Here is a 12,321-nt window from a genome sequence, read left to right on the forward strand (position 1 = left end):
TCCCTGTCCGACAGTCGAAATCGCGCCCCCTTCGCAAGGGGAGCGGCAATTACGGCTGATGGCTTCATGCACAAGTGCGTGCCCCGGAAATGGTCAATAGATCATGAATCCATGAGGCCGGGTGCGGCCCCGTGCTTGCTTTCCGGCCCTGACGACCAAGTCCCGCAAGGGCAGGTCCGAAAAACCGGAAGGAAAGAAAGCATGGCGGCGAAGCGCGATCCGGGACCTGACCAGACAAAGCCGAGAAGGTCGACGCAATGAGCCATGCCGCTACGCCAAGCAGTGCCGCGACGGTTGCCGCAGGGTCCGGAAGCCGCTTCCTGCGGGTGCGCAAGCTGGGTTCGGCGGGCGGACGGACGCGCAGCGGCTCCGCGCAGTTCAGCCTGCGCCGCACCTTCCGCAACACCGTGCTGATGACGATCGACTTCGTGGTGCTTTCGCTGACGCTGGCGCTGGCGTTCGAACTGATCGGCAAGACCGGCTTTCCCAAGTCGGACGGCCATCTCGGCGCGATCCTGTCCTTTGCGCTCGTTGTGATCGGGGTGTTCTACACAGCCGGGATCTATCGCCGATCCTGGCGCTTCTTCAGCTTTTCCCATGCGATCCAGCTGGCGATGCTGACGGTTCCGGCCTTCGCGCTCGCCTGGGTGGCGATCATGATCGTGCCGGGCGTCCGGGCCGAGCGCGGCCAGCTGGTGGACATCGCCCTGGCCCAGTGGCTCTTCGCGATGACCGCGCTGTTCTTCGTGCGCGGCGCCCGCCGCGCGCTCCGCGAGAAGCTGACCCATACCGCCAAGGTCCTGCCCGCCCATATCGACAGCAAGAACCTGCGCGGCGCGCTGCTGGTCGGCTCGCCGGACTGGGTGCTCTCGATCGTCGAGATGCTGAGGCGCGAGACCACGCCCAGCTTCTTCGTCACCGGCATCCTGCTGCCCGCCGACAACGATACCCTGCAACAGATCGCCAGCGTGCCGGTGCTCGGCAGCCACGACGACCTTGCCCATGCGGTCGAGACGCTGGAACTGCAAGGCCGCCGCCCCTCGCTGGTGATCGCCTGCGACGACGGCACCGACCTGTCCAACCGCGAGATGGCGCGGCTGACCTCGCGCGCGCGCAATCTCGGCCTCGAACTCTCGCGCATCCGCGATGGCTGGAGCCATATCCTCCAGCGCAACCACGGCGCCTCGCCCGACGAGCTTTCGGTGAAGGACCTGCTCGGCCGCAGCGAATTCACGCTGGAAGGCGAGCAGATCACCAGCCAGATCACCGGCAAGTGCGTGCTCGTCACCGGCGCGGGCGGCACGATCGGCGGCGAACTGTGCTGGCAGCTCGCCAGCTTCCGCCCCTCGCGGCTGGTGCTGGTCGAACACAGCGAATACCACCTCTACGCCATCGAGATGAAGCTGCGCGAGCAGTATCCCGATCTCGACGTCCAGCCCGAGCTTTGCAACATCCGCGAGCGCGACGACGTGCGCCGGGTCTTCGAGAAGCACCGTCCGGTGATCGTCTACCACGCCGCCGCGCTCAAGCATGTGCCGATCGTCGAGGCCAACCCTTGCGCCGGGGTCCATACCAATATCCTCGGCACCCGGATCGTTGCCGACGCGGTCTGCGAGTTCTCGGCCAAGGCCATGGTCCAGGTCTCCACCGACAAGGCGGTGAACCCGGTGGGCATGATGGGCGCGACCAAGCGCGTGGGCGAACTCTACAGCCAGGCGCTCGACATGTGCGGGGTGGACGATCCCGAGGCCCCCCGCTTCATGACCGTGCGCTTCGGCAACGTGCTGGGATCGAGCGGTTCGATCGTCCCGCTGTTCCACCGCCAGCTTCGCGAAGGCCGCGCGCTGACGGTGACGCACCCCGACATCGAACGCTTCTTCATGACCGTGCGCGAGGCGGTGCAGCTGATCCTCCAGAGCAGTTCGGCGGCGCTCAGCCAGAATTCCCAGCGCGGCACGATCTTCGTGCTCGACATGGGCAAGGCGGTGCGGATCGTCGACCTCGCCTACCGGATGATCCGGCTCTACGGCCTCCAGCCGGAGATCGACGTGCCGGTCGAATTCGTCGGCCTGCGCCCCGGCGAGAAGCTCTACGAGGAGCTGTTCGACATCTGCGAGGAGCAGCTGCCCTCCGGCATCAAGGGCATCTTCGAGGCCCAGTCCAAGCCGATCCCCCTGCCCTTCATCTCGCGCAGCATCGACCGGCTCGCCCGCGCGGTGGACCTTGGCGACCATGTCGAGGCGCGGCGGATCACCCATACCCTAGTCAAGGTGCCGAGCGGCAGCGCCGGTTTCGAAGTGGTCGAGAACTCCGGCCTGCACCGTCCGCAGGGCACCGGCGAACCCGTTAAGGCCTGAGGAGAAACCATCCGTGAATCTGGCAAGCCTCCCCGGAATCGAGGATTCGTCCCCGGCGCCGGAAACCTTCCGCAGCGAACCCGCTCCCCGCGCCGTGCGCTCGCTCTGGCCCCGGCACGAGCCGGACGAGATCGAGGCGGTCGCCCATGTCCTGCGTTCGGGCAAGGTCAATGCCCTCGTCCACGGTGAGCAGAACCGCGCCTTCGCGGCGGACTTCGCGCGCTTCGTCGGCATGCCCGAGGGACTCTGTCTCGCCAACGGCACGCTGACGCTGGAAGTGGCGCTGCGCGCGCTCGGGGTCGGGCCGGGGCATGAAGTGATCGTTCCCGCCCGCAGCTTCTTCGCCACGGCCAGCTGCGTGCTGGCGGTCGGCGCGCTGCCGGTCTTCGCCGATGTCGATCCGGTCAGCCAGAACATCGATCCCGCATCGGTCGCACGCATGGTGACGCCCGCCACCCGCGCGGTGATCTGCGTCCACCTCGGCGGCTGGCCCTGCGACATGGACGCGCTCGGCCGGATCTGCGACGACCACGGTCTCCACCTGATCGAGGACTGCGCGCAGGCCCACGGCGCTACCTGGCGCGGGCGGCAGGTCGGCTCGTTCGGGGCGGCCTCATCCTTCTCGTTCTGCACCGACAAGATCCTGTCCACCGGCGGCGAAGGCGGGTTGCTGCTCTTGCGCGACCACGAGGCCTGGCTGCGGGGCTGGTCGTTCAAGGACCACGGCAAGAGCTACCGCAAAGTCACCGACGGCGCCGGTACACCGGGCGCGTTCCGCTACATCCACGACACCCCCGGTTCGAACTACCGCATGACCGAGATGCAGGCCGCGCTCGGGCGCTGCCAGCTCGGCAAGCTGCCCCGCTGGCTGGAGGCACGCCGCCGCAATGCCGAGACGCTGCGTGAAGCCCTCGTCGGGGTGCCCGGCCTCCTGCTGCCCGAACCACCCGCCGAAATCGGCCATGCCTGGTACAAGTTCACCTTGCGCCTCGAAGGCCCCGCGGACCGGGTTGAGGAACGCCGCCGCACCGTGCTGGCGGGCCTGATCGCGCGCGGCATTCCGGCGGGCAGCGGCTCCTGCCCGGACATGAGCCGCGAGCATGCCCTGTCCGGCCTGCCGATCCGCCGCGACGGCATGCTGGCCCATGCCGTCGATCTCGGCCGCAGGACACTGCTGTTCCCGGTCGATCATACGCTGGACGAACAGGACATGCTGCGCATGGCCGCAGCCCTGAAAGAGACGATGATGGAGACGAGTGCGCTATGATGGCTCCCGACTGGCAACCCCGCTTCATCGTCATCGGCGCGGTCAAGGCCGCCACGACCTGGATTCAGGCGCGGCTTCAGGACAATCCGGCGATCTACATGCCCGATCCGGAGCCGCACTACTTCAGCTCGGAATTCGATCGCGGCGAGGACTGGTATCGCGGCTTCTTCGCGAACCGTCCGGACGGCGTGCAACTGATCGGGGAGAAGTCGGCGGACTATCTCGCCCACCCCCTCGCCGCCCAGCGCATTGCCCGCGTCCTGCCGCAGACCCGCCTCGTGCTGCAACTGCGCAACCCGGTGGAGCGCGCCTATTCCGACTACAAGATGCTCTACCGGCGCGGCACCGTGAAAGGGCCGCCCGAGGAATATCTGCGCTCGCTCGACAGTGCCTATCCGCGCTTCCTTCAGGATGGCCTCTACGCGCGCCATCTCGCCCGCTGGTACGACCTGTTCCCGCGCGAGCAGATCCTGATCTACCTCTACGAGGACGTTGCCGTGCAGCCGCAGCGGATCGTCGAGACGGTGTCGCGGCATATCGGCGTCGCGCCGGTGTTCCGCGCGGAAAATGCCGCCACCGCGGAAAACAGCAGCCGCTCCGCCATCCTGCCGCTGCCGCTGCGCAAGGCGCTGGCGCCACTCAAGGACACGGTACGCCCGCTGCGCGGTACCGCGATGTTCGAGAACGTCCGCTCGCTGCTCGCCCGCGAGATCGCTTATCCGCCGCTCGCGCCGGGCCTGCGCGAGCAGATCCAGGATTTCTACGCGCGCGACGTGGAAACGCTGGAGGCGATCTGCGGTCTCGACCTTGCCCGCTGGAAGAACTCGGCACGAACGGCGGCGTGAGTCCGCTCACTCCACCTCCAGCCGGGTCGGCGCGCCCATGCCGTCCATGAAATTCGCCAGGTTGCGGTGGAGGTTGATGACCTTCTGCTCCTGATGCGGATTGGGCAGCGGGCCGCGGAAGCCGCTGGACTTCATGCCCTTCTGCACGAACTGCATGTTCGAGAAGTCCTGCGCCAGCACCGAGCCCCAGTGCTCGCCGATGGGATCGGCATAGACCCACTCGGTCTGCGGCGCCGCCCCCTCGGGGAAGCGTTCGAGGGCGTAGCTTTCGAAGATGCACTTGTCCGGATCGTTGCCATAGGGCCGCACGCGGTAGCAGAGCGCGAAAGTCTCGCCGTGGAGGATGTTCTGGTTGGGGAACAGGCCCCAGGCGAGGCCGCCCTCCTTCTTGATCTCCGGCGGGACCTCCGGCCAGACCACCCCGCGCGCGGCATCGTCGGCTTTCGCGGACTTGAGCCAGTGAGCGATGATCTCGCCCGGCGTGGCGGTTTCGGGCAGTTCGTCCACCAGACGGCTGGCGGCGTTGACCAGCGTTTCGGTGGAGGCGGAGTAGTTCACCGTCTCGTAGTTCTCGCGGATCAGTTCGTAGGTGGAAACGCGGGCGTCGTCTCCCTTGCCGGCGCGGGTGGTGCCGGCGCTTTCGCTCATCTGGAACTTGCTCTCGCGGGTGTCGTAGCTGGAAACCGAGTGCAACCCGTACTGCTTGGACAGCGCATAGTAATCGCCATAGGCCAGGAGCTGTGTGTGGGTGCCGGCGACGTGATAGGGTTCGAGGAAGGCCTCGATCGCGGTCTTCCAGTTGCAATCGTAGATCGCCCACTGGCGCCACTTGTAGTGCATCCCGGCAAGATCGAAGTGCCCGAGGATTTCCCCCGCGCGGCCCATCCATTCCTTCAGCGGCACCGCATCGGGGTCCATCGAGATGTAGATGTAGCCGCCCCAGGTATCGACCTGCACCTCCGACAGGCAGGTCATCTCCGGCGTGAGCTTGCCCTTCCAGTCCTGCGGGTCGAGGATGTAGGTGTTGTTTCCGTCGAGGTCGAACGTCCAGCCGTGGAAGCCGCAGATGAAGCTCTTGCGGTGGTTGCCGCGCACGTCGTGCACTTTGCCCGGCAGCATGTCCGGCACCGAGACGAGCTGGCGGCCGCGATGCGGGCAGACGTTGTGGAAGGCTTTCAGCGCGCCGTCGTCCTTGCGCAGGACGATGACCGATTCGTCGGCGACGTCGTACGTCATCCAGTCGCCCGGATCGGGCAGGTCGCTTTCGCGCTCCACCATCTGCCAGACCTTGGGCCAGAGCAGCTTCTTTTCCGCCGCAAGGTAGTCCTTCGAGAGGAAGGCGGTGGTGGGGTAGGTGGCGAGGCGTTCCTCGTCCATGTGCTGCGCGGTCAAGCTTGCCTTGGTGCCCGTCTCTTTCACGTGGCCTCTCCTGTTATCAACAGGTCTGTTCATTAAGCCATCGTGGGGACCAGTTCCACCGCAGAACCGGGCCACCGCAACGCCCCTGCGATACAAATGGAAAAGGGCGCACCCGCAGGCGCGCCCTTCCCTTTCATCCGGTCTTGCGATCAGAGCGCGATGACACCCCCGTCATCCTTGGTGATCGCGATGACCGCCGAACGCGGGCGCACGGTCGCGGCGGGCGTGCCGGTCTGGCTGTCGGGCCAGTGGCTTGACGGGGCCGTCGGAGTACCGTCCTCGCCGGGATGCTGGATGCCGACGAAGAGCGTGCGACCGTCCGGGGTCGAGTCGATGCCGGTGATCTCGCACTGGACCGGGCCGACCAGGAAGCGCCGCAGGTTGGCCGCCGTCGCCGGAGCCCCGACCACGGTCGCCTGGGTGGCGGTGGCGCCGTTCAAGTCGGTGTTGGTGATCGTCTTCGCGCCGCCGTCGCCGACACGGCCGGGGATCGCCGCCAGCAGCATGCAGTTGGTACGATCGGTCAGGGCACTGTCGTCGGTCTCGATCCAGAGCACCGGATTGAACTGCCCCGCCGGATTGGTGGCGCGCGAGAAGTAGCAACCGTCCGGGCTGGAGAAGTCGTTGTCGGCGGTCAGGCCCGAGATGTTGACGTTCGCCCCGGCATCGGCGGCATCGGCGCCGAACAGGTAGATGTCCCACTTGAAGGTCGTGGCGGCGGTGGTGTCGCCGTCCTCGCGCAGGCGGACGATGTGGCCGTTCGGGTTGCCGTACTGCGCGGTTTTCGCAGCGCCCTTGGGGTCGTTGTAGTGGCGCGGGTTGGCGGCATCGGTGCCGGTGAGCGGACGCCCGGCGGCATTGTTGTTGGTGAGCGTGAGATAGATCTCGCCGGTCACCGGGTTGCCTGCCGTCCATTCCGGACGATCCATCGGCGTCGCGCCCAGGGCGTCTGCGGCCAGGCGGGTGTTGACGAGAATGTCGGCCTGGTCGGCGAAGACATATTCGGGCGTCGAGCCGCTTGCCGGACGGTTCGGCACCGAGCCGAACACCAGCGGCAGCCACTGGCCGCTGCCGTCGGCATTGAACTTCGCCACATAGAGCGTGCCGGTGTCGAGGTACTTGTCGCCCATGGCGAGGCGGCTGGTCGAAGCCGCGTCGGCGGCGGCATAAGTTGCCGAGGACACGAACTTGTAGAGATATTCGCGGCGCGAGTCGTCGCCCATGTAAACGCCCAGCTTCTGGCCGTTCACGGCGCGCACGAAGGCGCCCTCATGGCCCATGCGGCCCAGCGCGGTCCGCTTGCGCGGGGCCGAGGCGCGATCGTAGGGATCGATCTCGACCACCCAGCCGTACTGGTTCGGCTCGTTGCGATAGTCGTCCGCCGCCGTGGCGCCGGTGATCGTCGCGTTCCACTTGGTGTAGATCGAGTCGGTGGAATCCGCGAAGGACCAGGCGAAGTTGCCGGTACGGCTGGTCACGCCGAAACGCGCCAGCGCGGTCATCTCGCGGACGCTGCGCTTGGCATCGTCCGCAGTGTCGCGGCGGAAGTAACCGGCCCAGTTTTCCTCGCAGGTGAGGTTGGTGGCCCAGGGGGTCATGCCGTTGGCGCAGTTGTTGATCGTGCCGCGACCGGCGGTGCCGTTCGTCGAATAGGCGGTGACGAGCAGCGCCGAACCGGCGGCGGGGCCGTGGAAGGTCATCGGCGTGTTCGGGGTGATGCGGCGGTTGAGATTGCCGGTGGGAACGTAGGACCACTTGCGGTTGCCCGCATCGACATATTCCGACACCGAAACGCCGTGCGCCTCGATCTCCTTGATCGCCTCGGCCGCCGGACGCGGGCCGGTGGAGACGTTGGTCGGCCCATTCCGGTGGAGGTACTGGACGTTCAGGTTCTCGTGGTTCTGCACCATGAGGCCGCGCGTGGAGCTGTTGTCGTCACGGCCGCCCGCCGCCGAAAGGCCGAAGAAGTGCAGGCCGTCGCCGTGGTCGCCGATGCGCTGGGCGAAGTTCGTGTCCGAACCGTCGTTGGCATAGGCCGAAACCCCGGTGGCGAGAGGATCGCCGAGGCGGGTCATCACCGTCACCGAATAGCCGGTCGGCACCTTCACCACGTCCGCCAGGCTATGGGCGACGGCGGTGAAGCCCAGCACGCCCGGCGAGACGCGTATCGTCGTGGTGCCGGTGCGTGCCTTGCCGAGGCTGTCGGTGGCGGTGAACGTGAAGACCAGATCGGTCGCTGCGGCAACCGCAGGCGCGATGAACGTCACCTTCGAGCCGGAGCCGATCAGTTCGACGGTCGTGCCGGAGGTCTGCGCCCAACCGGTCCGGTAGCCGCCGTAGCCGTTCTCCGGGCTGCCGGTCAGCGTGACGACGCGGCCCGCGCTGGTCGCCGCATTGGCACCGGCGCTGACGGACACGCCTTCCTGATCGTCGTCGTCGCCGCAGGCTGCCAGCAGGGCCGTGCCCATGAAGGCCATGGTCGTGGCACCGGCGCCCCGGAACAGGGCCTTACGGCGCGAATAGCGCTCCGCTGCCATGCTTTCCAGCGAGCGTTCGGTGGTGGGATTGGTATCGACATCGCCATCGGTATAGCCGTTGGCGGGAAGCCCTTCAGTCATGGTGTGCCCCTGTTCTTTCGACATTCGCAGGGGCGTTGCTAAAAGCGCTTCATGGCAACTGAGCGCAATTTCCGCGTCAGTTCGATGGCGGTTTCACGACAGCCATGTCGCGAAAGATTCAGGAAGCGGCGGACACTCGCGGATCACGCCTCGGGATAGACCCCGGCCAGCACCTTTTCGAAATGCGCGGCGACATGATCGTTGCATGAACAGGCCCTGGCCTTGAGGCTCTCGCGATCCACCACGGCGATGCCGCCGCGCCGGGTGCGCACCAGTCCGTCGCGCTTGAAGCGCTGGAGCACGCGGCTGGCATAGCTGCGGCCGATGCCCATCATCGAGGCCAGTTGCTCCTGCGTCATCGTCACGTCATTGCGCCCGATCCGGTCGACCGCCGCGATCAGCCACTTGGCCGCGCGCTCTTCGATCGTGTGGACGGCGTTGCAGGCGATCGACTGGAACACCTGGGCCATCATGCAGTCGGCATAGCGCGAAAACAGCCCGGCGATCGTCGGCACCCCCTCCTTCACCTCATCCAGCTGGCGGGTGGGAATGCGCCAGAACAGGCCGCCGTGCAGCACATTGGCGCGGGCATAGGCGGGCAGGCTGCCCTGGCTGACCACGCCGCCCAACGCGCCCTCGCGCCCGACCAGGATCGTCTCCACCGAAATGCCGCTGTCGAGCTCGACGAAGAACGAGCAGATCGACGCACCGCGCGGCAGGTAGCAGTAGTCCACCTGGTCGCCCGGATGATAGATCACCTCGCCGGAACGCAATTGCACTTCGCTCAGATGGGGTTCGAGCAGGGCGAAGTCGCCCGGACGCAACACCGCGAGCAGATCGCTTTGCTCCTGGCTGGTCTGTGACGCCATCTTCACCGGCTCCCTGAAATTCCGCACCGAATTCTCCCGCGCCGGACCGGCGCCATTCTCCCACGCCGAAACGGCGCCGCAACGCCAACAATGCGGCAGACCGCTTGCGGTTCCCGTCGTCAGCGTACAGAAGTGAACAGACGCAAGGGCGCGAGGTTGCTAAAGCGTTCCTCAGGAACATTTCTCTGGCGCCGGAGTTGTGGTCCCTTGAGCGGGGGGCTTGCGCGTTACGGCGAGCGCGTCCAACCGCCTGTAGTTATTCCCAATTCTAGGCGAAACGAGCGATGCGGACCGAGGACCTGACTGCCCTGAAAGCCAACCCGGCCATGCTTCGGACGGAAAGCGCCCTGCGTGGCTGACGGCGTGCACCAGGTAGACCTCAGCACCTGCGATCTCGAGCCGATCCACATCATCGGCCGCATCCAGAGCTTCGGCTGGCTGCTCTCGTTTTCCAGCGACTGGATCATCAACCACGTCTCGCTCAATTGCGAGGAACTGTTCGGCGCCCCCGCACGCGACATGGTGGGCCTGCCTGCCATGCAGTTCCTCTCGCCCGACGCCATGCACGACGTGCGCACCCGCCTGCAGGTGCTGGGCGGCGCCAGCACGGTGGAGCGCGTGTTCGAAGTGGACCTGCGCGGCGACGGGCGCCTGTTCGACATGGCGATCCACGTCTCCGGCCGCTCCTACGTGCTGGAGATCGAACCGCACGAAGGCGGGCGTCGCCGCGATTTCGTCAGCTACGTGCGTCCGATGATCGACCGGCTGCGCCAGTCCACCTCGATCGAGCAGCTCTGCGCCAGCGCCGCCCGCCACTTGCGCGGGCTGACCGGGTTCGACCGGGTCATGGTCTACCGCTTCGAAGGCGACGGCGCCGGGGAAGTCGTGGCCGAGAGCCTCAACGGCATGGTGGACAGCTTCAAGGGGCTGCACTTCCCCGCCTCCGACATTCCCGCCCAGGCGCGGCGGCTCTACACCCGCAACATGCTGCGCATCATCAGCGACGTGAACGACCCGACGGTGCCGATCCATCCGGTCACCGATCCCAACGGCGATCCGCTGGACCTGTCTATGTCGGGCCTGCGCGCGGTTTCGCCGATCCACGTCGAATACTTGCGCAACATGGGCGTGAAGGCGTCGATGTCGGTCTCGATCATGCGGCGCGGCAAGCTCTGGGGGCTGATGGCCTGCCACCACTATTCGCCGCTGACGCTCTCCTATTCCGTGCGCACCGCCAGCGAGCTGTTCGGCGAGTTCTTCGCCTATCTGCTGGAGCAGAAGGAAACCGACTTCGCGCTGGAGCAGCGCTCGGCCTCGATGCGTCTTCACGACGAGATGATGTCGCGCGTTGCCGCCGGAGGTTCGCTGCTGGAGGCCTTCGAGGACTTCTCGGAATCGATCGGGCGCGTCATTCCCTTCGACGGGATCATCGGCTGGGTCGACGGGCGCTTCGTCAGCCACGGATCGACGCCCAGCGAGGCACAGTTCTCCGAGCTGGCCCGTTTCCTCAACACTGCGGGCGCCAGCACCGTCTGGTCCACCGACACGATCAATGCGGTCTACGCCCCGGCCGCCGAATGGGCGGATCGCGCCGCGGGCCTGCTGGCCCTGCCGGTCAGCCGCAGCCCGCGCGACTATATCGTGCTGTTCCGCCGCGAACAGCTGCGCGAGGTGAACTGGGCGGGCAATCCGGAAAAGGCCATCGAACTCGGCCCCAACGGCCCGCGCCTGACCCCGCGCAAGAGCTTCGAGATCTGGAAGGAAGAGCGGCGCGGCCAGTCCCGCCCCTGGACCGAGGAAGAGACGCTCGCCGCCGATGCCTTGCGCGTCACCCTGCTCGAAGTCGTCCTGCGCCTGGCCGATGCCGCCCATGTCGAGCGCGAGCAGGCGACGCGCCAGCAGGACATGCTGATCGCGGAACTCAACCACCGCGTGCGCAATATCCTCAACCTGATCCGCGGCCTCGTCACCCAGAGCAAGGAAGGCGCCAGCACGATCGACGAATTCGCCGAGATCGTCGGCAGCCGCATCCATGCCCTCGCCCGCGCTCACGACCAGGTGACGCAGAAGGACTGGACGCCGTCCTCGCTCTACGATCTGATCCGCACCGAGACCGCCGCCTATGTCAGCGACAGTGCCGAGCGGGTGGTGATCGACGGCCCCGACGCGCTCGTCGCCCCCAGCGCCTTCACCACGCTGGCGCTGGTGTTCCACGAGCTGATGACCAATTCCTGCAAGTACGGCGCGCTCTCGGATGCGCGCGGAACGGTGACGATCACGCTCAATCGCGGGGATGACGGCTCGCTGGAGATCGACTGGCGCGAGTCGGACGGTCCTCCGGTGACGACCCCGACCCGGCGCGGCTTCGGCTCGACCATCATCGAGCGCACGATCCCCCACGAACTCGGCGGCTCGGCCTCGGTGATCTATCCCGCGGAAGGCATGAAGGCGCTGTTCCTGATCCCGGCCGACCATATCGCCAGTTTCGAGACGCCCAGCCCCTCCGAAGACCGCCCCGCGCCCCCGGTGCCGGAAGCGGCGGATCTGGCCGGAACGCTCCAGGACGGGATCGCGCTGATCGTCGAGGACAACGTCATCATCGCCATGGAGGCCGAAGACGTGCTGCGCGGCCTCGGCTTCAACGACTGCCGGATCGAAGGCGCGGTCGCTTCCGCCATGACCCTCGTCGACAGCGGCGGGGTGTCCTTCGCGATGCTCGACGTCAATCTCGGCAAGGATACCAGCGAACCGGTGGCACAGGCCCTGCTGGCGCGCGGCGTGCCGTTCATCTTCGCCAGCGGCTATGGCGAACGCTCGCTGATGTCCGGCGCGTTCAAGGGCGTACCGGTCGTGACCAAGCCTTACGGCGAACGCGAGGTGCGCGCGGCGATCGGGCGGCTCAAGCGGGGTTGAGCGAAGCACGATGACAAATGGAAACGGCTCCTT

At 66.7% G+C, this 12,321-nt stretch carries 7 protein-coding genes; 4 read left to right on the top strand and 3 right to left on the bottom strand.

Annotation, left to right across the window (positions count from 1 at the left end; translation table 11 throughout):
• Positions 1 to 257: 257 nt before the first annotated feature.
• The 3 genes from AC4D6D_RS13715 to AC4D6D_RS13725 are packed head-to-tail and all read left to right on the top strand — an operon-like array spanning position 258 to position 4,469.
• On the top strand, positions 258 to 2,357 hold the full coding sequence (locus AC4D6D_RS13715) for a polysaccharide biosynthesis protein (protein ID WP_491325732.1): 2,100 nt from the start codon (positions 258 to 260) through the stop codon (positions 2,355 to 2,357).
• 13 nt (positions 2,358 to 2,370) lie between these two features.
• The gene (locus AC4D6D_RS13720) at positions 2,371 to 3,624 is read left to right on the top strand and encodes a DegT/DnrJ/EryC1/StrS family aminotransferase (protein ID WP_491325733.1); all 1,254 of its coding nucleotides are present in this window, start codon (positions 2,371 to 2,373) and stop codon (positions 3,622 to 3,624) included.
• Entirely contained in the window at positions 3,621 to 4,469 is an 849-nt protein-coding gene (locus tag AC4D6D_RS13725) for a sulfotransferase family protein (protein WP_491325734.1), read from the top strand. Before AC4D6D_RS13720 ends, AC4D6D_RS13725 begins: the two co-directional genes overlap by 4 nt.
• Positions 4,470 to 4,475: 6 nt before the next feature.
• Here the strand turns inward: AC4D6D_RS13725 and AC4D6D_RS13730 are convergent, their stop codons facing one another.
• The 3 genes from AC4D6D_RS13730 to AC4D6D_RS13740 form a co-directional block, all read right to left on the bottom strand.
• Complete coding sequence (locus AC4D6D_RS13730) at positions 4,476 to 5,846, bottom strand: aromatic ring-hydroxylating oxygenase subunit alpha (RefSeq protein WP_491327252.1); 1,371 nt, start codon at positions 5,844 to 5,846, stop codon at positions 4,476 to 4,478.
• A 191-nt stretch (positions 5,847 to 6,037) separates the two neighbouring features.
• Entirely contained in the window at positions 6,038 to 8,506 is a 2,469-nt protein-coding gene (locus tag AC4D6D_RS13735) for a PhoX family protein (RefSeq protein WP_491325735.1), read from the bottom strand.
• 143 nt (positions 8,507 to 8,649) lie between these two features.
• Positions 8,650 to 9,402, bottom strand: coding sequence for a Crp/Fnr family transcriptional regulator (locus AC4D6D_RS13740; RefSeq protein WP_491325736.1), 753 nt, complete (start codon positions 9,400 to 9,402; stop codon positions 8,650 to 8,652).
• A gap of 324 nt (positions 9,403 to 9,726) precedes the next feature.
• On the opposite strand from AC4D6D_RS13740, the gene AC4D6D_RS13745 reads away from it, so the two are divergent.
• A complete protein-coding gene (locus AC4D6D_RS13745) occupies positions 9,727 to 12,288 on the top strand; it encodes an HWE histidine kinase domain-containing protein (protein WP_491325737.1) in 2,562 nt (853 codons plus the stop codon).
• Positions 12,289 to 12,321: the final 33 nt, after the last annotated feature.

This window comes from Novosphingobium sp. BF6 (assembly GCF_058273105.1).